General features: G+C 64.9%; 16 protein-coding genes and 1 pseudogene. 6 read left to right on the top strand and 11 right to left on the bottom strand.

Annotation, left to right across the window (positions count from 1 at the left end):
• Window positions 1-82: 82 nt before the first annotated feature.
• The 6 genes from AOQ71_RS09440 to AOQ71_RS09415 form a co-directional block, all read right to left on the bottom strand.
• Window positions 83-1,318: an ABC transporter substrate-binding protein gene (locus tag AOQ71_RS09440; protein WP_057744942.1), complete on the bottom strand. Its 1,236-nt coding sequence runs from the start codon at window positions 1,316-1,318 to the stop codon at window positions 83-85.
• Between the two features lie 105 nt (window positions 1,319-1,423).
• Window positions 1,424-2,299: a DMT family transporter gene (locus tag AOQ71_RS09435; RefSeq protein WP_057744940.1), complete on the bottom strand. Its 876-nt coding sequence runs from the start codon at window positions 2,297-2,299 to the stop codon at window positions 1,424-1,426.
• A 28-nt stretch (window positions 2,300-2,327) separates the two neighbouring features.
• Entirely contained in the window at window positions 2,328-3,209 is an 882-nt protein-coding gene (locus AOQ71_RS09430) for an NAD(P)-dependent oxidoreductase (RefSeq protein ID WP_057744937.1), read from the bottom strand.
• A gap of 2 nt (window positions 3,210-3,211) precedes the next feature.
• Window positions 3,212-4,343, bottom strand: a protein-coding gene (gene prfB, locus AOQ71_RS09425) for a peptide chain release factor 2 (RefSeq protein ID WP_157083446.1) whose coding sequence is annotated in 2 segments (ribosomal slippage) — window positions 3,212-4,273 and window positions 4,275-4,343 — 1,131 coding nt in all. Because the reading frame shifts where the segments join, the coding sequence is not laid out codon by codon here.
• Window positions 4,344-4,456: 113 nt separating this feature from the next.
• Window positions 4,457-6,964, bottom strand: a complete 2,508-nt coding sequence (locus AOQ71_RS09420; protein ID WP_057744931.1) for a penicillin-binding protein 1A — start codon at window positions 6,962-6,964, stop codon at window positions 4,457-4,459.
• 232 nt (window positions 6,965-7,196) lie between these two features.
• On the bottom strand, window positions 7,197-8,495 hold the full coding sequence (locus AOQ71_RS09415; protein WP_057744928.1) for an N-acetylmuramoyl-L-alanine amidase: 1,299 nt from the start codon (window positions 8,493-8,495) through the stop codon (window positions 7,197-7,199).
• 703 nt (window positions 8,496-9,198) lie between these two features.
• Here AOQ71_RS09415 and AOQ71_RS09410 point away from each other — a divergent pair.
• On the top strand, window positions 9,199-12,336 hold the full coding sequence (locus tag AOQ71_RS09410; RefSeq protein WP_057744925.1) for an Rne/Rng family ribonuclease: 3,138 nt from the start codon (window positions 9,199-9,201) through the stop codon (window positions 12,334-12,336).
• A gap of 71 nt (window positions 12,337-12,407) precedes the next feature.
• Here the strand turns inward: AOQ71_RS09410 and AOQ71_RS09405 are convergent, their stop codons facing one another.
• Entirely contained in the window at window positions 12,408-13,088 is a 681-nt protein-coding gene (locus AOQ71_RS09405; RefSeq protein WP_057744921.1) for a helix-turn-helix domain-containing protein, read from the bottom strand.
• Window positions 13,089-13,297: 209 nt separating this feature from the next.
• Here AOQ71_RS09405 and AOQ71_RS09400 point away from each other — a divergent pair.
• From AOQ71_RS09400 to AOQ71_RS09390, 4 genes and pseudogenes are all read left to right on the top strand, one after another.
• Window positions 13,298-14,536 (top strand): annotated as a pseudogene (locus tag AOQ71_RS09400) (amidase); the annotation flags it as partial.
• A 1-nt stretch (window position 14,537) separates the two neighbouring features.
• Window positions 14,538-14,795: amidase family protein (locus tag AOQ71_RS47540; protein ID WP_245316822.1), on the top strand; the 258-nt coding region annotated here is incomplete at its 5' end.
• Between the two features lie 59 nt (window positions 14,796-14,854).
• Window positions 14,855-16,069, top strand: a complete 1,215-nt coding sequence (locus tag AOQ71_RS09395) for an MFS transporter (protein ID WP_057744918.1) — start codon at window positions 14,855-14,857, stop codon at window positions 16,067-16,069.
• A gap of 14 nt (window positions 16,070-16,083) precedes the next feature.
• Complete coding sequence (locus AOQ71_RS09390) at window positions 16,084-17,316, top strand: NAD(P)/FAD-dependent oxidoreductase (protein ID WP_057744915.1); 1,233 nt, start codon at window positions 16,084-16,086, stop codon at window positions 17,314-17,316.
• Here the strand turns inward: AOQ71_RS09390 and AOQ71_RS09385 are convergent.
• A complete protein-coding gene (locus AOQ71_RS09385; RefSeq protein ID WP_057744912.1) occupies window positions 17,313-18,149 on the bottom strand; it encodes a helix-turn-helix transcriptional regulator in 837 nt (278 codons plus the stop codon). The genes AOQ71_RS09390 and AOQ71_RS09385 overlap by 4 nt on opposite strands.
• Window positions 18,150-18,238: 89 nt before the next feature.
• On the opposite strand from AOQ71_RS09385, the gene AOQ71_RS09380 reads away from it, so the two are divergent.
• Window positions 18,239-19,117 carry an SDR family oxidoreductase gene (locus tag AOQ71_RS09380; RefSeq protein WP_057744909.1) on the top strand — a complete coding sequence of 293 codons (879 nt, stop codon included), beginning with the start codon at window positions 18,239-18,241 and terminating at the stop codon, window positions 19,115-19,117.
• A gap of 26 nt (window positions 19,118-19,143) precedes the next feature.
• Here the strand turns inward: AOQ71_RS09380 and AOQ71_RS09375 are convergent, their stop codons facing one another.
• From AOQ71_RS09375 to AOQ71_RS09365, 3 genes are all read right to left on the bottom strand, one after another.
• Entirely contained in the window at window positions 19,144-20,478 is a 1,335-nt protein-coding gene (locus tag AOQ71_RS09375) for a dicarboxylate/amino acid:cation symporter (RefSeq protein WP_057744906.1), read from the bottom strand.
• A gap of 83 nt (window positions 20,479-20,561) precedes the next feature.
• Window positions 20,562-21,119, bottom strand: coding sequence for a biotin transporter BioY (locus AOQ71_RS09370; protein ID WP_057744903.1), 558 nt, complete (start codon window positions 21,117-21,119; stop codon window positions 20,562-20,564).
• A 90-nt stretch (window positions 21,120-21,209) separates the two neighbouring features.
• A partial coding sequence (locus AOQ71_RS09365; RefSeq protein WP_057744898.1) for a pyridoxal phosphate-dependent aminotransferase occupies window positions 21,210-22,337 on the bottom strand: 1,128 nt, incomplete at its 5' end.

Raw genomic sequence — 22,337 nt, 5'->3', positions numbered from 1 at the left:
CCGCAGAAGTTTTTGCGCGCCGGTGTGCGGCTCAGCGCCGGTTAAGCCCCGCACGTCGGCTTTTCGCGCCGCCCACCTCTGATTACTGGCTGTGCTCGTGGCCGACCTCGCCGGTGATGACGTCGCCGAACAGCTCCCAAGCCTGTCCGTTGAAACGCATCAGCTGCATCTGCTCGATCGGGAAATAGTCATCAAGTGAGGTGTTGACCATGATGCCCGGCAGCATCAGGTCGGTGTGAAAGTTCTTCAGGCTGGCCGCTTGCTTCATGACGTTGTCGCGCGTGAGATTGTCGCCGCACTGCCTCAGGACCTGCGCCATCGCCTCGGCCTGCACGTAGCCATAGAGGTTGTTGGCGTTGGTCTTGTCGCCATCAGGATAATACTTGTCCATGAACGCCCGCCACGCGATCACCGCCGGATCCTTGTCCCAGGTCGGATCGGTCGGATCTTTCAGATAGGCGGTCGAGATGATGTCCTTGGCATATTCGAGCCCGGCGGGCTTGAGCACCGAGGCGATCGACGTTGCGGTGTTGGCCAGGAAGAATTTGGGCTTCCAGCCGAGCTCACCGACTTTACGGATCGCCTGGGCCGAGCCCTTCGGCGCGGCCCATGAGAAGAAGATGTCGGCGCCCGAATCGTGCAGCGCGACAATCTGCGAGTCGATCGAGGGATCGCTGACCTCATAGGATTTGTCGGCGACGATCATGCCAGCCTTGTCGCCAAGCCCGTCTTTCAAGCCCTTGAACTGATCCTTGCCAGCGTCGTCGTTCTGCCAGAACACCGCAATCTTGCCATCGGGGAAATTGTCGAGGATGTATTTTGCGTAGATCCGCCCCTCGCTCTGGTAGTTGGGCTGGAAACCCATCGTCCAGGGAAAATTCTTCGGGTCGCCAAACTTGGTGCCGCCGGAGGCAACGAAGAGCTGCGGCACTTTCTTGGCGTTCATGTACTTCATGATCGCAGAGTTCGAGGGCGTGCCGAGCGCCTGGAAGATCAGCAGCACCTCGTCGCTCTCGACCAGCTTGCGCGCCTGCTCGATCGCCTTCGGCGGCGAATAGGCGTCGTCATAGCTGATGAAGTTGATCTTGCGACCGTTGATGCCGCCCTGATCGTTGATCATCCGGAAGAACGCCGCCTCGGTCCTGCCGATCACGCCATAGGACGACGCCGGTCCGCTATAGGGCATGATGTTGCCGATCTTGATTTCGGTGTCGCTGGCGCCGGGATCATATTTCTTCTCCGCCAGCGCCGGTGTCGCGGCGAGCGCGCCTGCAGCAAGCATAGCGAGGGCAGCGAGTTTCCTGCGACGACCCGGCATTGGTCTCTCCCCTATGTCGTTCTTGTTTTGGGGAGAGTGTCTCAAGGCCGTAGGCCGCTGGCAAGCAGCAGGATTTCCGCATCGCGAAACGGAACCGATCCTGGCTCAGGGACGCCCGCGCGACTTGGTTTCTCCGACGATGTCCACAATCACCGCCCCGATCACCAGCGCCCCGCCGATCAGCGCATGCACGGCCGGCACCTCGCCAAAGGCGACCCAGATCCAGAATGCCATCAGCGGCGTCTCCAGCGTGGCAACCAGCGACGCCTGGCCAGACGGCAGCAGGCGCGAGCCGAGCATGTAGAAGGTCAGCCCTAGCGCGATCTGGAGGCAGCCGAACGTCGCGAGGATCGCCAGGTTATGGCTGCCGACATGGGCGATGTCGTGGGCAAGCAGCAGGCTGACGAGGCTGCCGATGAAATTCGACAAGGCCGCCGCCGCCACCATCGACGTCTCGCGATGGCGCCGAACGACCACCGTCATGGCCGAGATCGCGAACACCATGAGGCAGCTCAGCGCGACGCCGCCGATGTCGGCGCCGGCTCTGATGCCACCGACTGTGACGACCACCCCCGCGAATGCGACGAAGCTCGCGATCAGGGTGCGCCGTGTCGCGGCTTCGCGGAGCCACAGCCATGCCAGCGCCGCCGCAACGAACGGCTGCGTCGCGATGAGCACCGCGACATTCATGACATTGGTCATCTGAAGCGCGGGAATGAACGAGATCATGCCGATGGCAGACAAGGAGGCGACCAGCAGACCGCCACGTCCCGGCACCACCAATTGCCGCAGCGCGCCCGGCCCCTGCATGAGGACGAGAAGCAGGGTGATGAGGCAGCCGCCGAACAACCCGCGCCAGAATAGGATGGTCCAGGAATCAAAAGGCAAGAGCCGCGTGAAGAAAGGCGCCGTGCTCCAGGCAGTCGCTGCCGCGGCCACGAGGGCAATGCCGAGACCGCGTTCCGATCGAGGCTGCCCCATGTTGAATTCCAGTTAAGTCAAATTCCAATCAAGACGGCTGCTTCGGCCGCGACACCAGTTCGATCATCCGGCCTTCGTCATCGTCGGGCATTGCGGCCTTCGCCCGCGCGTAAGCATCAACCGCGGCGCGTGCGACGAGCGGCTTGCCCGCGAGCAGGCTTTCGGCGAGCCTCACGGCATAGGCGGCATCCTTGTGCCGCAGCGCGGTCGTGAACGTCGCGCCGCTGAAATCGCGGGCGACCATGCGCCTGGAGTGGCGCTGAACCTGCGGGCTCGCGGCAACGCCTGATAGGATCGACTCCAGCACCAGCTTCATGTCGAGCCCGGCCTGCTCGGCGATGGCGAGGCCCTCGGCAAGGCCTGCGATCTGGATCGCGCCCATCAGATTGTTGATGAGCTTGTAGACCGTGCCGGAGCCGACCGCACCGAAATGCCTGATGGTCGAGCCGATCGGTTCAAGGAAGGGCCGCGCGCGCTCGAGGTCGGCCGGGTCGGCGCCAACCAGCAGTGTCAGCTTTCCGGCCGCTGCCGCATCCGGCAATCCCGTCACGGGGCAATCGATATAGATCAGGCCACGCGCGTTGAGCTCGCGGCCCATCTCGCGCGCGTGGTCATAGGAAATGGTGGAGCACTCGATGGCGATGGTGCCCGCCTTCGCGGCCTTGGCGGCGCCATTGGGGCCGAGCCAGACCGCGCGCGAGGCTTCGTCGTCGGCGACCATGGTCACCACGGCATCGGCGTCGATCGCGGCATCCTCAGGCGAGGTCGCCCATTTTGCGCCGCGCGCGATCAGGTCTTCCGCTTTGGCCTTGCTGCGATTCCACAGCGTCACCGTGAAGCCGGCGTCGAGATAGCGGACGGCCATGCCATGGCCCATCCGCCCAAGCCCGATGAAGGCCACGCGGGTCATCGCTAATCCACGTCCTCGACATCGCCTGCAGTGGTGCCGAAGGCGCGCTGCGCCAGGGTCGCGGCCATGAACTCGTCGAGCTCGCCATTGAGCACGCCCGACGTGTCGGAGGTCTGCACGCCGGTGCGCAGATCCTTCACCATCTGGTAGGGCTGCAGCACATAGGAGCGGATCTGGTGGCCCCAGCCGATGTCGGTCTTGGCGGCCTGGTCGGCGGCGGCCTTCTCCTCGCGCTTCTTCAGCTCGATCTCATACAGGCGCGCGCGCAGCATGTCCCAGGCCTGGGCCCGGTTCTTGTGCTGGGAGCGGCCGGCCTGGCAGACCACCGCGACGCCGGTCGGGATATGCGTCAGGCGCACCGCGGACTCGGTCTTGTTGACGTGCTGGCCGCCGGCGCCGCCCGACCGCATCGTGTCGGTGCGGACGTCGGATTCCTTGATGTCGATCTTGATGCTGTCGTCGATGACGGGGAAGACCTGCACGCTCGAGAACGAGGTGTGGCGCCGCGCGTTCGAATCGAACGGTGAGATACGCACGAGGCGATGCACGCCGGCTTCCGTCTTCAACCAGCCATAGGCATTGTGGCCGGAGACCTGGATGGTCGCGGACTTGATGCCGGCCTCTTCGCCTTCGGACTCTTCGAGATACTCGACCTTGAAGCCGTGATTCTCGGCCCAGCGCGTATACATGCGCAGCAGCATCTGCGCCCAATCCTGGCTCTCGGTGCCACCGGCCCCGGCATGGACTTCGAGATAGGAATCGAAGCGGTCGGCCTCGCCCGAGAGCAACGCTTCGAGCTCGCGCCGCGCGACTTCCTTCTTCAGGTTCTTCAGCGCAGCTTCGGCTTCGGCGACGACGCCGTCATCGCCCTCGGCTTCGCCGAGCTCGATCATGCCGATATCGTCTTCGAGCTCCTGCTCGACCTTGCCGATGCCCGAGAGCGAGTCCTCCAGCGAGGTCCGCTCCTGCATCAATTTCTGGGCTTTCTGGGGATCGTTCCAGAGGTTGGGATCTTCTGCGAGCTTGTTCAGCTCAGCGAGGCGCGCCGTCGATTTCTCGACGTCAAAGATGCCTCCTCAGCAGCCCGACTGACTGCTTGATCTCTTCTACCAACCGCTCGATTTCGGGGCGCATGTCGTTCTCTGGTTTCGCGGAACTGGTTCCGCGCACAATTGAGACCGGGATGTAGCGGCGGCGGCTGCAAAGCGCAACCGCCGGAGCTGCGATCGTCTGTCTTATCCGCTGGCCTAGTAGAGCCCGCCGGTGCCGGGCCGCATGAAGAAGCCGGAATCCGGCGCCTGCTGCGGCGGCGACACGCCACCGCGCCCGTCGGCGTCGGCGACGCCAATGACCGAGTAGTTATCCGGCGGCGCCGTGCCCGGCTTGAAGGCCTCCAGGATGGTTCCACCGGTCTCGCCGGGACCGGCGCGCATGCCGGTCTTGGCAACGACGCGAACGAGCTTGATGCCGGCCGGAACCTTGAACGGGACCGCCGGCTTGTCGGCGAGCGCGAGCTTGAAGAAATCGCGTGCGATCGGCGCCGAGAGATGGCCGCCGGTCGCAGCATTGCCTCGGCCGAGCGGACGCGGCTTGTCGTAGCCCATGTAGATGGCGACGGCGACATCGGGCGAGAAGCCGACGAACCAGGCGTCCTTGGCCTCGTTGGTGGTTCCGGTCTTGCCGGCGATCGGCTTGCCGACCTCCCTGACGACTGTAGCGGTACCGGCCTGCACCACGCCTTCCATCAGCTCGGTGATCTGATAGGCGGTCATGGCATCGAGCACCTGCTCGCGACGGTCGATCAGCTGCGGCTCGGGCTGGTTCTTCCAGCCGCCGGGCGCATCGCAGCCGCGGCATTCGCGCTGGTCATGCTTGAAGATGGTGTGGCCGTAGCGGTCCTGGATGCGGTCGATCAACGTCGGCTTCACACGACGGCCGCCATTGGCGAGCATCGAATAGGCCGTGACCATGCGCATCGCCGTGGTTTCACCGGCGCCCAGCGAGTAGGACAGGTAATTGGGCAGCTCGTCATAGACGCCGAAGCGTCGGGCATATTCGCCAATCAAGGGCATGCCGATGTCCTGGGCAAGCCGCACCGTCACCGTGTTGCGCGACAGCCGCAGCGCATTGCGCAAGGTCATCGGCCCCATATACTTGCCGGCATCGAAGTTTTCGGGTCGCCACACACCTGCGCCCTGGCCCTGGTCGATTTCGATCGGCGCATCGAGCACGACCGTCGACGGCGTATAGCCGTTGTCGAGCGCGGCCGAATAGACGATCGGCTTGAACGACGAGCCGGGCTGCCGGTAGGCCTGGGTGGCGCGGTTGAACTGGCTCTGGTCGAACGAGAAGCCGCCGACCATCGCGAGCACGCGGCCGGTCCAGGGGTCCATCACCACCATCGCGCCCGAGACTTCGGGAATCTGTCGCAGGCGATACTGGCCTTCGACCGGTTGTCCTTCCTTGCTGTAGAGCGGATCGGCATAGATCACATCGCCAGGCTGAAGCACCTGCGCTACTGACGTCGGCGTCTTGCCCTTGAAGTTGCCCTGGGTCGGCCTCGCCCAGCGCACGCCGTCGACCGTAATGAGTCCCGTCTCGCGCTGCTTGCTGACGGCACCGCCAAGCTCGCGGTTCGGCTGGAAACCGATGCGCGCCGACTGGTCGCTGGTTTCCAGCACCACCGCCATACGCCATGGCGAGATGTCGGAGAGCGACTTGATCTCAGCGAGCTTCACGCCCCAATCGCCCGAAATATCGAGCTTGCTGATGGCGCCGCGATAGCCCTGCTGCTCGTCATAGTTCACGAGGCCGGCGACCATGGTCTTGCGCGCCATGACCTGGATCTTCGGATCGAGCGTGGTTCGAACCGAGAGGCCGCCCTCGTACAGCTTCTTCTCGCCATAGCGCTCGAAGATGTCGCGGCGGACTTCCTCGGCGAAATATTCGCCGGCGAAGGTGTGGGCACCATTGGAACGGCTGGTGACGACCAAGGGCTCCTTGCGCGCCTTGTCGGCGTCAGCCTGCTTGATCCAGCCGTTCTCCTGGAGACGGTCGATCACGTAGTTGCGGCGCTCGATGGCGCGATCGCGGTTGCGCACCGGATGCAGCGTCGCCGGCATCTTCGGCAGCGCCGCGAGGTAGGAGGCCTCAGCCACGGTGAGCTCATTCACCGACTTGTCGAAATACACCAGTGAGGCGGCGGCGATGCCGTAGGCGCCGAGGCCGAGATAGATTTCATTCAGATAGAGCTCGAGGATCTTGTCCTTCGAATAGGTCTTCTCGATGCGCATCGCGAGCAAGGCTTCCTTGATCTTGCGCGAGAACGAGACCTCGTTGGTCAGCAGGAAATTCTTGGCGACCTGCTGGGTGATCGTGGAGGCACCCTGCGGACGGCGGTTGGAGCCGAAGTTCTGGAGATAGAGCACGCCGGCGCGCGCCATGCCGGTGTAGTCGATGCCGCCATGCTCGTAGAAATTCTTGTCTTCGGCGGCGAGGAACGCGTTGATCACGAGCTTCGGCACCGCCTGGATCGGCAGGTACAATCGCCGCTCCTTGGCGTATTCGCCGAGCAGCGAGCCGTCGACCGCGTGCACGCGGGTCATGACCGGCGGCTCATAATCCTGGAGCTGAGAGTAGTCGGGCAAGTCCTTGGAGAAATGCCAGATCAGGCCTGCCACGGCACCGACACCGACAAGGAACACCACCGTTCCCGCGGCGAACAGGAAGCCCATGAACCGCACAAGCAAGCGCATTATGTGTTTATCCGTTTAATCCCAGGATCAGCCCAAGCCGCCTAAACAAGGCGCCCCAAACGGGCACCGCCCTCACGTCGCGAATTCACCGGCCTACCCAATACCATCGATGCCGGACCGAAAGACGCTTGCCGAACGGGATTCTCGTCGATTCCGGAACCCCCTGCCTCGTTTTTATAAGGCGCCCGCTGTGGCTAAACTAGGGCTTAACAGCTGACTCGCCATTCTCTTCTTAATTGCTGGCCCCCGCCGTCGCCATCCGCTTGGCCAGGAACGTGTCGATCGCCTGGGCCATCGAGCCGACGGCTTTGGACCGCCAGCCCTCGGAGACGAGATGCTCGAGATCGCCCTTGTTGGAGACGTAGCCGATCTCGACCAGCACCGAGGGCACGTCGGGCGCCTTCAGCACCCGAAAGCCGGCCGACTTCAGGGGATGTTTGTGCATTCGCATGGTCGTCTTCATTTCGCTCATCAGCAGATGGGCAAAACGGCTTGAAAAGGTACGGGTTTCCCGCTGCGTCAGATCGATCAGGATATCGGCAACGTCGGTCGGCTCTTCCGCCAGGTTGAAGCCGGCGATCGCGTCGGCGCGGTTTTCGGCATCGGCCAGGCGCTGCGCTTCGGCGTCGGAGGCCTTGTCCGACAGCGTGTAAATGGTGGCGCCCTGGGCATCGCCCTCGGCCTTCGGCAGCGCATCGGCGTGGATCGAGACGAACAGCGCGGCATTCAGATTGCGGGCGACCTTGGGCCGGTCATTCAGCGGAATGAAGGTGTCGTCGTCTCGCGTCATCACCACCCGGTATTTGCCTGATTTTTCCAGCCGGTCGCGCAAGGCGAGGCCAAAGGCCAGCACCAGATTCTTCTCGCTCTCACCACTCGACTGGGTGCCATTGTCGATGCCGCCGTGGCCGGGATCGATCACGACGACCGGGCGGCCGTCCGAAGGTGCACCCGGCTTCTGCTGCGCTGATTCGGGCGCGGCGGGAAGGGTTGCCGGGGGAACGACGGCGATCGTCGGCCGCAGCTCGGAGCGATTTTCCGGCGGGGGAGTTTGCACGAAGGCGGCGCGGTCGACCTCCTCGAGTTCCAGCACCAGCCGGGCTGGCTGGCCATTGGCCGCATCGAGCACGTAGGAATTGGCGATCTTGGCCGGCCCGGTCAGGTCGAACACGATTCGGGAGCCGCCAGGCATCACCAGCCCGTACCGGAAGGCCTTGACCAGCCCTCGCCCGGCTCCTGTGCCCGGTGCCAGCTGAAAATTGACCTGGGGAACATCGACCACCACCCGGTAGGGATCGGCGAGCGTCGTGGCGCGGAAGGTCACGGTCTGGTCGAGATCGAGAATGAAGCGAGTCTGCTTGCCGTCACCGGCCAGGCGCGCGGCTGAGGCGACAGGAAAATTTGCTGCCGCTACAGAGGGCCGCGAGGGGCTTTCCGCCGCGTTCAGGCGCGAGGAATCGGCGCATGGCAAGGCTGAGGCGCATAGAAGCGCAAATCCCAGCAAAACCCGTTGATTTGTGCGGCTCGCCACCGAATCCGTGCCTCCGAGCAGCCCTCTTTAACGCAATAGAACCACAGGGTTAATCGGTCCTTAATGACGGAAACGCAAAACTCCCGGACTGTGACCGGCGTGCGACGCTCCCTTGCACGGATGGCCCATTCCTCGTATGTACGGAATGCTGACGGCCAATGATTTCCGGTTGTGTCGCATTCAGCCTCCCGGTGCAGCGCCGGAGCTCCCAAGGTTCGGGAATTCCAGCGTTTTTCTGTTCCCCTCAACGACCAGCGCGGTGCGCGGCAGCGAGGCGAACGGGGCAAGCCCCGGCGGCGGACGGTTTCCGGTTACCACACTGTTTCCGGAACAGTTTTGACAGCGACGCGGCCAGTTACCCACTCCCTTAATCCAGAGGGGGCGGTTCTTGATCCAGGGCGAGCGCGCACGCGCCATGCCTGGCCAGCAGCAACTGATTAGGGGCGGCCCCGCCGTCCAACGTTTCATACGGGCCGACGCTTGATGCGCCAGACTGTGCCGACGAATTCTGAAGGACCTTTCGCGACGCGGCGGAGTGAAAATCCCGCGCGCCGCTTCGGTTCTGAAGCTTCCGATTCGGCAAGGCGCGAGAGACGGCGTTTCGGCCTTCCCCTCACCCCCGAATCAGGTGGACCGTCGCGTCACCCGGCAGCGCTCTTCGCGCCCACGGTGAACCGCGCCCGCCGCCGCCAAGAGTTAAGACATGCCCAACAAGATGTTGATCGACGCCACCCACCCGGAAGAGACCCGGGTCGTCGTGGTCCGCGGCAATCGCGTCGAGGAGTTTGACTTCGAGACCGCGCAACGCAAGCAACTGCGCGGAAATATCTACCTCGCCAAGGTCACCAGGGTCGAACCCTCGCTCCAGGCCGCCTTCGTCGAATATGGCGGCAACCGCCACGGCTTCCTCGCCTTCAGCGAAATCCATCCCGACTATTACCAGATCCCGGTTGCCGACCGGCAGGCGCTGATCGAGGCCGAAGAGCAGGCTCATCGCGAAGCCGAGGAGGAGAGCGAGAACCGGTCGCACGGCCGCCGCCGCTCGCGCCACCGCAATGCCCGCCGCCGCGGTCACGGCGAGCGTGTCCGCAGCGACATCGTCGAGGGTCTCGACGCCGGCGCCGATCCCGCCGCCCAACCGGTCGAAGGTCAGCCCCTGCCCGAGCACGCCGAAGGCGCGCCGCAGGAGGGCGAGCACCTGCACGCTGATGCCGAGCATCACGGCGAGCACCACGAGGTTCAAGATCACGACCATGATCACGACGATCACGGGCATGACGATCATGAGCATGATGATCACGGCCATCACGATCATCCGCACGCCCATGATGACGCGCATGCGCACGATCATGACGATCATGGTCATGACCACGAGCATGATCATGACGAGCACGAGCATCACGCCGACGAGACGCCCGCGCCTGTCGCGGCTGTGGGCGCCGAGCCCGCGGTTGCGGCCGAAACGGTTGCCGAGCCTGAGCGGGCTCCTGCCGTCGAAGCTCATGGCGAAACGTTTGCGGAAGTCGTGACCTCGGTCACCGAGCCGGCCGATGCCGTTTACGCCGCCGGCGAAGCGGTGGAGGCGCCGCATGGCGAGGCTGCGGAAACCGAAGAAGACGAAGAGGACGACGAGGACGGCGAAGAAGCCGAAGAGGAAGTGGTTGAATCCGTCGGCGGTGACGACGTGCTCGAGGAAGTGCCGGAGCGCACCTTCCGTCCGCGCCGCCAGTACAAGATCCAGGAAGTCATCAAGCGCCGCCAGGTGATGCTGGTGCAGGTGGTCAAGGAGGAGCGCGGCAACAAGGGTGCGGCGCTGACGACCTATCTGTCGCTCGCCGGCCGTTATGCCGTGTTGATGCCGAACACCGCCCGTGGCGGCGGCATCAGCCGCAAGATCACCTCGGCGCAGGATCGCTCGCGCCTGAAGGAAGTGGTGCAGGATCTCGACGTGCCCGAGGGCATGGGCATCATCCTGCGCACCGCGGGTGCCGCCCGCACCAAGCCCGAGATCAAGCGCGACTTCGAGTACCTGATCCGGATGTGGGAGACGGTGCGCGATTTGACGCTGAAGTCGCAGGCCCCGACGCTGGTCTACGAGGAAGGCTCGCTGATCAAGCGCTCGCTGCGCGACCTCTACAACAAGGAGATCGACGAGATTCAGGTCGCCGGTGAAGCCGGCTACCGCGAAGCGCGCGACTTCATGAAGATGCTGATGCCCGCCAATGTCAGTGCGGTGAAACAGTATCGCGACGGCCAGCCGCTGTTCTCGCGGATGGGCGTCGAGAGCCAGCTCGATGCTATGTTCTCGCCGACCGTGCAGTTGCGCTCGGGCGGGTACATCGTCATCAACCAGACCGAGGCGCTGGTCTCGATCGACGTCAACTCCGGACGATCGACCCGCGAGCACCATATCGAGGACACCGCGCTCAAGACCAATCTGGAAGCGGCCGAAGAGGTCGCCCGCCAGCTTCGCCTGCGCGACCTTGCCGGCCTGATCGTCATCGACTTCATCGACATGGACGAGAAGCGCAACAACCGTGCGGTCGAGCGCAAGCTGTCCGATTGCCTCAGGCAGGACCGCGCGCGCATCCAGGTCGGCCGCATCTCGCATTTCGGCCTGCTCGAGATGTCGCGTCAGCGCATCCGCGCCAGCGTGCTGGAGTCTTCGACCGATCCCTGCCCGCATTGCGGCGGCACCGGCCATGTCCGTTCGGTGTCCTCGGTGGCCCTGCAGCTGCTGCGCGGCCTCGAAGAGATCCTGATGAAGGGCGCGACCCACAATCTCGTGGTCCGCACCCGCACCGACGTCGCGCTCTACGTGCTGAACCACAAGCGCGGTCATCTGCGCGACCTCGAGAACGGCTTCAAGGTCACGCTGTCGGTGATCGCCGATCCCAGCGTCTCAGGACCGCAGGCTTATGTGATCGACCGCGGCGAGCAGGTGCATACGCTCGAAGCCGCCAAGGCGCTGCTGGCCGCACAGGCGGCCGCAAGCCCGCCGCCCCTGCCCGAAGAGGCCTATGACGACGAGGACGGTTTCGACCTCGAGACCGAATCCGAGGTCGAGACCGACGAGACCGAAGGTCTCGGCGAGGAGCAGGCGTCCGGTGAAGCCGCGTCCGAAGGAGACGGCCAGCGCCGCAAACGCCGCCGCCGTCGCCGCGGTCGCGGCGGTCAGCGCGAGGGCGAGCTTCGGGAAGATAGTCCGGCCACGCTTCCAGAGCCGGCCCTGGCCGCCGGCGAAGGCGAAGAGGATGGCGACACCGAGCAGGACGGCGAGGACGGTGAGGAGCAAGCCGCCCGTGGCGAGCAGCAGGGCAGCGGCGAGCGCCGTCGCCGGCGCGGCCGTCGGGGTGGACGTCGTCGGCGCGGCGGCAGCGAGGACGGTCTCGCCGGATCCATCGGCGACGAACTCGGCGGCAATCCGCCGCCGGAAGCAACCAACGCTGTGGCCGATTTCGACAGCACCGGCAGCGAGGCCGCGCCGTTGATTGCGCATTCAGGGCAGATCGCCCCTGATGAGCACGAGACGTCCCAACCCGAGCCTCAATTCCACCAGGCGCCGGTTGAAGCGCCGGTCCAGGCCGCACCGGCTGCTGCTGTGGCCGAGGAAGAGCCGGTCGTCGACGGCGACGGGAAGGCGGCACGTCGCCGGTCGACTGTCCGCGAGAAGGTGAGCTTCCTGTCGAGCAGCCCGAGCGAGCCGGCAACCCCGGTTGCTTCAGCTCCCGAGCCGGTTGCTCCGCCCGCCCCTGCACCCGCGCCGGAAGCGGCAACCGAGACCCCGGCGGCCCCGCGCCGCGCCGGCTGGTGGTCGCGCCGTTTCGGCGGCGGCCAATAAAGCCGAACACCCTCAATGCAAAACGCCCGGCCAAAAGCCGGGCGTTTTCGTTTTCATGCCCCGCCAATCCGCTACGGCGGCAGTTCGCCATCACCTGATGAGGCCACATCGCGCGATGCGATCTGGCGAAGCTGGTCGTAGAGATCGGGCGCCTCGCTGGTGCAGAGACAGACGCCCTTGGCAGACGCTCCCTCGCCGGCGTTGAGGTAGGCGTGGCCCATGGTGCTGTCGAGATAGATGCCGTCGCCCTCGCCCAGGATCTCAGGTGCGTAGAACTCGGTGTGGACGGCCACGCGCCCGCTCGTCACCAGAAAATACTCTTCGCCGGCGTGACGCAGCAGTGGACCGAATTCGTCCAACGAGCGCGCGCGGACCTCGGCGACGATCGGCACCATGCGTTTGCCGATCAGGTCGGTGCATTGATAGGTGTAGGTGTAGAATTTCGTGTTGATCAATTGCCCCTGCCCGGCCCGGCTGATGCTTCGGCGCGCGGTGACCGGCCGGCCCTGCGCAGGCGTCGCGACTGCGGGATTGAACAGCTCGGCGATCTCCATCTTCAGACCTGAGGTCAGCTGGAGCAGCTTGTCGTAGGTCAGCGACATCAGGCCGTTCTCGACCTTCGACAAGGTCGACAGCGCCATCCCGGTCCGTTCCGCTACCTGCTTGAGCGTCAGGCCGCGCGCCTGACGGGCGGCCTTGAGACATTGGCCTAGCTGGGAGTTGGCACCCTCTGACGTCGTGATCTCGCTCATCGAGCATCTCTACCATGGACCAAGCAAAAATATTGGCTGATCGGCCTAATTTTTTCCACGCTCCGCACCCTTCGACACCTCTTTCTGGTTGCCGGCTGGGCATGCAGGCCAGGGTTTGTGCATGAAATGGTCGGTTTTGACGAATATTGGTGCGTCGGAGCTCCTTTCCTATATGCTAAATCGTTTTCATAATCTGAAAGGGATTGGCCTTGCCCGACCTATGCGATTCCAGCGCCGTTGAGTTGCGCCGCCTGCTGGCCAGCAAGGCGATCTCGCCTGTCGAACTGCTCGACGCCTGCTTGTCCCGCATCGCCGCCGTCAATCCCGCTGTCAACGCCGTCGTCACCCTGGACGAGCCGGGCGCTCGCGCCGCCGCAAAGTCCGCCGAGACCGCCATCCGGTGCGGTGAGGATCGAGGCCCGCTGCACGGGCTCCCCGTTCTGATCAAGGACACGCAAGACACCGCCGGGATGCGCTCGACCTATGGCAGCCCGCTGCTCCGCGACAATGTGCCGGCTGCTGACCAGGGCTCGGTCGCGCGCTTGCGCGCAGCCGGCGCCATCATCTTCGGCAAAACCAACACGCCGGAATGGGCGGCAGGCGGCAACACCCGCAATCCCGTATTCGGCGCGACCGGCAATCCCTTCGATCCCATGCGCTCGGCGGCCGGCTCCTCCGGCGGCTCCGCGGTCGCGCTCGCCTGTGGCATGGCGCCGCTCGCGTCGGGCTCCGACACCGGCGGCTCCCTGCGCAATCCGGCGGGCTTCTCCGGCATCGTCGGGATGCGCCCCTCCTATGGCCTGGTGCCGAGCGAGAAGCGCATCTTCGGCTGGTCCAACCTGTCGACCGATGGACCGATGGCGCGCAACGTTGCGGACACCGCATTGATGCTGTCGGCAATGGCGAGCGACGATCCCCGCGATCCACTCGCCTACACCCTGCCCGACGAGCCCTTGCGCGGGCGCGCCGAGCGCTGGGCCGCGCCGCGCCCGGCAGAGCTCGGCAAGCTTCGCCTCGCCTTCACCGAGGATTTCGGCTTCGCGCCGACCGAGCAGGCCATCCGCCGCGTGTTCCGCCAGCGCGTGAGCAAGCTCGCGCCGCTGTTCGCGGAGAGCTGCGAGGCGACACCCGACTGCACCGGCGCCGACGATGCTTTCGCCGTGCTGCGCGCGGGCCTGTTCCTGGCGACCCATGGCAAGACCTTCAAAGAGCGGCCCGAGATGCTCGGCCCCAACGTCCGCGCCAATGTCGAGGAAGGCCTCCGCTATACGCTCGAAGACCACGCCCGCGCTTCCACGACGCAGACGCGGATTTATCGCGCCTATCAAAGCTTCTTCGAAACCTGCGACGTGCTGATCAGCCCGACCATCACGCTGAGCCCGCGGCCCTGGTCGGAGCTCTATCCCGCCGAGATCGACGGCGTGCCGACGAAATCCTACTTCCACTGGNCTCGCGCTGGCCTACGCCGTGACGCTTCCCGGCCACCCCGCGATCAGCATTCCGCTCGGCCTTGATGAAGCCGGCCTGCCGTTCGGCCTCCAGATCGTCGGCCCGCGTGGGGGCGATGCCATCGTCCTCTCGGTCGCCGCGAGCATCGAGGCTGCGTTCGCAAACGATCCGGACATGTGCCGGCCGGTGCCCGACCTCGCGCGGCTGGCCGCAGCGCCGCCGCTGTCGGCCGCGCCCGGCTTTCTCACCTGGGAATAGAGCCGGCGCATAAACCAAACAGGCATGACCGCCGGCTCGCCGGCATCGAGGAGATCAGCATGGCCGAATTGTCGAACCGAAAGACCGGAATCGTCGCCTTCGTCCTGCTCTATCTCGCCTATTGCATCTCCTATATCGACCGCGCCGCGATCTCGCTGGCGCTGGCTCAGATCGGCAAGGATTTCAATCTGCAGGCTGCCGATCTCGGCATCGTCATCAGCGCATTCTTCCTGGGGTATGCAGCCATGCAGGTGCCCGGCGGATGGCTCTCCGACCGCTTCGGCTCGAAATATGTCGTCATCGTCACCATCGTGATGTGGTCGCTGTTCACCGCGTTCACGAGCCTTGCCTGGTCGCTGACCTCGCTGATCGCGATCCGCTTCATCTTCGGGATCGCCGAAGGCGGCTTTCCGCCGGCAAGCATTCGCGCCATCGCGGAGCTCTTCAAGAAGGACAGCCGGCCTAAAATGTCGTCGCTGCTGCTGTCTTCGAATTATGCCGGCAGCATGATCGCACCGCTGATCATGGCGCCGCTGATCGTCTGGCTGGGCTGGCGCCACGCCTTCAATACGATCGGCATCGCCGGCATCGTCTTCGCGGTGATCTACTTCGTCTTTGTTCCGCATCTGGCGCGTATCGGCGTCGGACCGGTGACGGCAAAGCCCCGCGCGCCGATGCGCGAGCTGATGAAGAATCCGCTGCTGTGGCAGCTCATGGTGGTGTGGTTCGGCCTGAGCTGCGTCAACAAGGGCCTGGATTCCTGGATGCCGCTCTATCTGCTGCAGCAGCGCGGGCTCGACCTCAAGACCGTCGGCGTGGTGGCGCCGATCCCGTTCGTGATGGCGACATTTGCAACCGCAATCGGCGGCTGGGTGATGACCACCTTCTTTGCCGAGCGCGAAAAATATCTCTTGATCGGCAGTTCCGCGTTAACGGGCATCTTCCTCTACGCCATGTACAAGGCGGAGACGATCACCGCCTTGATCGTCTATCAATCGGTGGTCTACTTCTTCAAATCCTTCGTCCTGGCCTCCGTGATTGCGCTGCCGACCAAGCTGCTGCGTGACGACCAGATCGGATCGGGCATCGGCATGGTCAACCTGGGCGGCCAGAGCGCGGGCTTCGTTGCGCCTGCCATCATGGGGTTCATCGTGACCGGGTCTGGATCATTCGACGCGGCCTTCGGCTTCCTGGTGACGATGACGGCGATGTCGGTCGTCGTCGCCGCGACCATCAACACGGCGCAGCCGAAGCTGGCGCCGAAGCCGGCCTGACGGGAGTTCTGCGGATGCGAAGCGCAATCATTCTCGGCGGCGGCATGGTGGGGGTCGGCGCCGCCGTGCATCTGCGCCAGCGCGGCTGGATGGTGACACTGGTCGACCGCCGGGAGCCCGGCCGCGAGACCAGCTACGGCAATGCCGGCATGATCCAGGCCGAAGCGGTGCGGCCCTATCCGATGCCGCGCGACCTCTCTTCGCTGCTGAACATCGCGACCGGCCGCACCAACGACGTGCGCTACAGTTTTTCCTCGCTGCATCGTCACGTCGAGCCGCTGCTGCGTTATTGGTGGCATTCGGCGCCGAAGCGGCATCGCGACGCGATCGCGGCCTGGGCGCGCCTGATCGCTTATGCGACGCCCGAGCACGACGTCCTGATCCGCGAGGCCCATGCCGACAATCTGATCCGCCGCGCCGGCTATCGCGCGGTGTTTCGCGAGGCCGCGGCGCTCGACCACGCGATCAAGGAGGCGGAAGCAGACCGCCGCGAGTTCGGCGTGAATTTCCGCGTGCTGTCGGGCAGCGAGTTGACAAAAGCCGAGCCGATCCTGCGCAACGATCTTCCCGGCGCGATCCACTGGCTCGATACCTGGACCGTGTCCGATCCCGGCGCACTCGTGACGGCCTATGCCGAGCTGTTCGAGCGCCTTGGCGGTCAGATCGTGCTCGGCGATGCGCAGTCGCTGCAACAGACCGCAACCGGATGGTCGGTGAACACCGACAACGGCCGCATCGATGCCGCCAACGCCGTCGTGACACTGGGGCCGTGGTCGCCGGATCTCTTGCACAAATTCGGCTACCGGATTCCGCTGGTGCGCAAGCGCGGCTATCACATGCACTACACCGGCGGCGCCACGCTCGATCTGCCGCTGGTCGACAAGGGCCAGGGCTACGCCATGGGTCCGATGGTCAAGGGCATCCGCATTACCACAGGCGCGGAGCTGACGGGCCCCGATGCGCTGGCGACGCCGGTGCAACTCGCCAGTGCCGAAGCCTCCGCGCGCGAACTGATCGATCTCGGCAAGCGCGCCGAGCCCGAGCCGTGGTTCGGCACCCGCCCCTGCACGCCTGACATGGTGCCGGTGCTCGGGCGCGCCCCGCGCCACCCCGGCCTCTGGATGAATTTTGGCCACGGCCACCAGGGCTTTACGCTGGGCCCCGCCACCGGTCGCCTGCTCGCGGAGATGATGAACGGCGAAACGCCGTCGATTGATCCGACACCATACCGTCCGGAGCGGTTCTAGCCGTCAGATCGCGCGACGAGCACTTTCCTGATGCGCTGGGCGTCGTCCGGCGTCGCCGGGTTGTAGACGACCATGCCGAGATCGGGCCGGCCGTCGACTGCGAAGGCCGAATATTCGAACGCGATCTGGCCGAGCACCGGATGGCGCAGATGCTTGACGCCCTCGCTATAGGAGCGGACGTCATTGTCGGCCCACAGCTTGGCGAAGTCCGGGCTAAGACGGCACATCTCATCGACGAAGTCAGCGACATGCGAGACCGCTCCGGCGCGCGCCACATCGGCACGAAACGCTGCGACTACGAAACGGGCCACGCTCTCCCAATCATATTGGGCGGCGCGAACCCGCGGCTCGCAGAAGATCAGGCGCAGGATGTTGCGCTGTTCGGGCAGCAGCTTTGAATAGTCGGTCAGCACGATCGTGGCCGCCCGATTCCAGGCGACGACGTCCCAGGTCACTGTCCTGATGATGGCGGGGCTCGTCTCCAGCGCATCGAGCACGCGCTGAAGCCGTGGCGAGACGCCTTCGCTCGCCCGGTAGCGCACCTCTGGCGGACGGCCCAGCCCGATCAGAAACAAGTGCTCGCGCTCGACGTCGGTCAGCATCAGCGCACGCGCGATGCGGTCGAGCACATCGGCCGACGGCGCCCCGCCCCGGCCCTGCTCCAGCCAGGTGTACCAGGTCGGGCTGATATTGGCGCGCTGCGCCACCTCCTCGCGGCGGAGCCCGGGCGTGCGTCTGCGAGGGCCGCTGAAGCCGAACGCCGCCGCATCGAGCCTGACACGGCGGTGCTTCAGGTAGGTGCCGAGCAGGTTGTCGCTGGTGGTCTCGCTCATCCTGTTAGCTATTATACCCTGATAACGTCACTACTTTACCCGGATAATCCTAGCGCAGATGCTGGCTCCAACCAACTGGAGACCTGCTCATGCGTGTATTCGTCACTGGCGCCACCGGCTTCGTCGGCTCCGCCGTCGTTGCGGACCTGATCGCCGCCGGCCACAGCGTCACGGGCCTTGCGAGGTCCGACGCCGGCGCGGCCGCCCTCACCGCGATGGGCGCCAAAGTCCATCGCGGCTCGCTGGAGGACCACGCCTCCTTGCGCAGCGGCGCGGCCTCCTCCGACGGAGTCCTGCACCTCGGCTTCAACCACGACTTCTCGAAGTTTCTGGACAATTGCGAGCTGGACCGCCGCGCCATCCTCGCCCTCGGCGAGGAGCTCAAGGGCTCCGACCGTCCGCTCATCGTCACGTCGGGCGTGGCTCTGCTGGCGCCGGGGCGGCTTGCAACGGAAGACGACGAGGCCGCGCACCGTTTTCCGCGGGTGTCGGAATCCACCGCGCTGTCGCTGGAAGGCGTCCGCGCCGCGGTGGTTCGTCTGCCGCCGACGACCCATGGCGAGGGGGACCATGGCTTCGTGCCGATCCTGATCAACCTCGCGCGCCAGAAAGGCGTGGCGGCCTATATTGGCGATGGCACCAACCGTTGGCCGGCCGGGCACCGCTGCGATGCCGCTCGCGTCTATCGCCTCGCACTCGAGCAAGGCGCAACGGCACCGCGCTATCACGCCATCGCCGAGGAAGGCATCCCGTTCAAGACGATTACGGAGGTGATCGGCAAAAGGCTGGGCCTGCCCGTGGTCTCGAAATCGCTGGACGAAGCGACCGAGCATTTCGGCTGGTTCGCACAATTCGCCGGTGCCGATGTGCCGACGTCCAGCGCCAAGACGCGCGCCCTGCTCGGCTGGCAGCCCAAAGAAAAAGGGCTGATCGAGGATCTCGACCAGCCCTGTTACTTCCAGATCTAACGGCGCAACGCGCCGTTAGATCCTGATCAGTCCGTCGTGACCGCGGTTTCCATGTCGGTCGGATCGATCTGCTGACTCAGCCGCGCGTTGAGCTTGTCGCGATCGAGCTCGCCCTCCCACCAGGCGACGATCACGCAGGCGACGCCGTTGCCGCAGAGATTGGTCAGCGCACGGCACTCGCTCATGAACTTGTCGATGCCGAGCACGATCGCCATGCCCGGCACGAGGCGCGGATCGACCACCGCAAGCGTCGCCGCCAGCGTGATAAAGCCCGCGCCGGTGATGCCGGACGCGCCCTTCGAGGTCAGCATCGCCACGACCAGGATCGTGAGCTGCTGGCTGAAGGTGAGGTCGTAGCCGAGCGCCTGCGCGATGAACAGCGTCGCCAGCGTCATGTAGATGTTGGTGCCGTCGAGATTGAACGAATAGCCCGTGGGCACCACGAGGCCGACCACCGACTTCGAGCAGCCGAGCCGCTCCAGCTTCTCCATCAAGGACGGCAGCGCGCTTTCGGAGGACGAGGTGCCGAGCACGATCAACAGTTCGTCCTTGATGTAGGCCAGGAACTTGAAGATCGAGAAGCCCGCGATCCGCGCGATGGTGCCGAGCACGACGAACACGAACAGCGCGGCGGTCAGGTAGAACGTCGCAATCAGGCCCATCAGGTTGAGGATCGCGCCGGTGCCGAACTTGCCGATGGTGTAGGCCATCGCGCCGAAGGCGCCGAGCGGCGCCGCGCGCATCACGATGGAGATGACGCCGAACACCGCGTGCGCGGCATCGTCGATGAAGCTGCGGATCACATGGCCGCGCTCGCCGAGACCCATGATGGCGAAGCCGAACAGCACCGAGAACAGCAGCACTTGCAGGATCTCGCCTTGCGCGAAGGCGCCGACCACGGTGTCGGGAATGATATGCAGGATGAAGTCGACCGACTTCTGCGCTTCGGCCTGCTTGGCAAAGTTGGCAACCGCATTCGCATTGGCTGCCGCACTGCCGAAGCCTGCGCCCGGCTTCACGACATTGCCGATGATCAGGCCGATGATCAGCGCGAATGTCGAGACCACCTCGAAATAGACCAGCGCCTTGACACCGATGCGGCCGACCTTCTTGGCGTCCTGGATGTGGGCAATGCCGGAGACCACGGTGCAGAAGATGATCGGGGCGATCACCATCTTGATCAGTTTGATGAAGCCGTCGCCGAGCGCCTTGATCCAGTCGTTGGTGGCAACCGTCGGCCACAGCCAGCCGACGATCGCGCCAAGCACGATCGCGATCAGCACCTGGACATAGAGAATTTTATACCACGGCTTGGCGGTAGCAGGTGCAGCCGGCGCGCCAGCCATCGTTGTCGTTGTCATTGTTACCTCCCCCTCGAAACTCTGAGCCAGCCAAGATCAACTTGGCCGGCCCTGTCAATTGGAACCGTTCGCTGTGGTAAGCTCTAGCAGCGTTGGTCGACGATCCGGCGCACCGCCGGCATCAGCGCAGCCCCGAGCGCGTTCTTGATGACCGAAGCCGCGATGAACGGCGCGACGCCGACCGCCCAGGCCTTGTCCGCACCAAGGCCGATTCCGTAGGCCAACCAGCCGAAGCCGGCGATGAAAATGACGACATGACCGGCGGCCATGGCCGCAAACAGCAATACGACGTTGCGGTCCCAGCCGCGCTCGGCGAGCCAGCCGGTGATGAAGCCAGCGGCCACGAAGCCGAAGAGATAGCCGGCGGTCGGGCCGACCAGCGGTGCAATTCCACCGACGGGGCCGGCGAACACCGGCAGCCCCATCGCACCTTCGGCGAGGTAGGCGATCATGGTTGCGCTGCCAAGGCGCCAGCCATAAGCCGCGCCGATCACCAACACGACCAGCGTCTGCAGCGTCATGGGCACGTAAGGCAGCGGCAAATTGACTTTGGCCGACAGCGCCATCAGCGCGGAGCCGAGTGCAACAAGCACCACAGCGCGCAAGTGCCCGACCGCTTCGCCCGGCCGGGTTGGCCACATCACAGCGGCGAGAGGAGAGCGCGACGGGGCGCCGGACTGGGCGGTTCGGTCAGACAAGATGCACTCCGGAAGGCTAGCAAAAACTGGCGGCTATTTAAGCCAGTGAGCGATCCGGTCAACTGCCTCCTGCATCTCCTGAAGCGAGCGCGCATAAGAAAGTCGAATGAACGAGCGGCCATGGATTGGATCGAAGTCGACGCCCGGCGTGGCCGCAACGTGGGCCTTCTCCAGCATCTGCTTGGCGAACTCCAAACTGTCGGAGGTGAAATCCGAAACGTCGGCATAGAGGTAGAACGCGCCATCCGCCGGCAGGAACTTCGCCAAGCCCGCCCTGGGCAATCCCTCGATCAGGATGCGCCGGTTTTCCTGATAGCCATGCTTGATCTCCTCCATCTCGGCGGCGCCGTCGAAGGCGGCCTCCGCCGCGACCTGCGAGAGCGAGGGCACCGAGATCGAGAGGTTCTGCTGCAGCCGCTCGATCGGACGCACCAGAACATCAGGCACGACCATCCAGCCGACGCGCCAGCCCGTCATGCAAAAATACTTCGAGAACGAGTTGATCACGAGGGCATGGTCGGACAGCGCGGCCGCCGTCACGGCAGGAAACGCATAATCGAGCCCGTGATAGATCTCGTCGGAGATGAAGCGAATGCCGGCATCTTCCGCAGCTGCCATCAGGCCGCCGAGCGCCTCGCGGGACATCATCGTTCCGGTCGGATTGGCGGGGCTGCCGACCAGCACGCCCTTCAGCGGCGCCTTGCGATGGGCGGCGAGCAGCGCCTCGCCCGTGAGCGCGTGGCGGTTGTCATGGGTGGTCTCGATCAGCACCGGCTCGCAGCCGAGCGCGGTGAGGATGTGACGATACGGCGGATAGCCAGGCACCGTGACGGCCACGCGATCGCCGGGCTCGAACATCGACAGGAAAGCCAGGATGAAACCGCCGGAGGAGCCCGTGGTCACCACGATCCTGTCCGGACTGACCGTGCAGCCATAGGCGTCGCGATAATGCCGCGCGATGCGCTCACGCAGGCTGGGAATGCCAAGCGCCGAGGTGTAATCGATCCGCCCTGTCGCAAGCGCCGCCTGCGCGGCCGCGATCGCCGTCTTCGGCGCACCTGCCGCGGGCTGGCCGACCTCCATGTGAATGACATGGCCGCCCGCGGCCTCCATGCGGGCCGCCGCCGCCATCACGTCCATCACCATGAACGGGGGAACATC

Source organism: Bradyrhizobium manausense (assembly GCF_001440035.1).
Classification (GTDB): domain Bacteria; phylum Pseudomonadota; class Alphaproteobacteria; order Rhizobiales; family Xanthobacteraceae; genus Bradyrhizobium; species Bradyrhizobium manausense.
The sequence above is the reverse complement of the archived record's forward strand: the minus strand, read 5'-3'. Positions and strand labels throughout refer to the sequence as shown.

Excerpts from the sequence above, each read along its gene's own strand:
- AOQ71_RS09440 (WP_057744942.1), bottom strand. The coding sequence starts at position 1,318 with ATGCCGGGTCGTCGCAGGAAACTCGCTGCCCTCGCTATGCTTGCTGCA.
- AOQ71_RS09435 (WP_057744940.1), bottom strand. The coding sequence starts at position 2,299 with ATGGGGCAGCCTCGATCGGAACGCGGTCTCGGCATTGCCCTCGTGGCC.
- AOQ71_RS09430 (WP_057744937.1), bottom strand. The coding sequence starts at position 3,209 with ATGACCCGCGTGGCCTTCATCGGGCTTGGGCGGATGGGCCATGGCATG.
- AOQ71_RS09420 (WP_057744931.1), bottom strand. The coding sequence starts at position 6,964 with ATGCGCTTGCTTGTGCGGTTCATGGGCTTCCTGTTCGCCGCGGGAACG.
- AOQ71_RS09410 (WP_057744925.1), top strand. The coding sequence starts at position 9,199 with ATGCCCAACAAGATGTTGATCGACGCCACCCACCCGGAAGAGACCCGG.
- AOQ71_RS09405 (WP_057744921.1), bottom strand. The coding sequence starts at position 13,088 with ATGAGCGAGATCACGACGTCAGAGGGTGCCAACTCCCAGCTAGGCCAA.
- AOQ71_RS09395 (WP_057744918.1), top strand. The coding sequence starts at position 14,855 with ATGGCCGAATTGTCGAACCGAAAGACCGGAATCGTCGCCTTCGTCCTG.
- AOQ71_RS09390 (WP_057744915.1), top strand. The coding sequence starts at position 16,084 with ATGCGAAGCGCAATCATTCTCGGCGGCGGCATGGTGGGGGTCGGCGCC.
- AOQ71_RS09385 (WP_057744912.1), bottom strand. The coding sequence starts at position 18,149 with ATGAGCGAGACCACCAGCGACAACCTGCTCGGCACCTACCTGAAGCAC.
- AOQ71_RS09380 (WP_057744909.1), top strand. The coding sequence starts at position 18,239 with ATGCGTGTATTCGTCACTGGCGCCACCGGCTTCGTCGGCTCCGCCGTC.
- AOQ71_RS09375 (WP_057744906.1), bottom strand. The coding sequence starts at position 20,478 with ATGACAACGACAACGATGGCTGGCGCGCCGGCTGCACCTGCTACCGCC.
- AOQ71_RS09370 (WP_057744903.1), bottom strand. The coding sequence starts at position 21,119 with ATGTGGCCAACCCGGCCGGGCGAAGCGGTCGGGCACTTGCGCGCTGTG.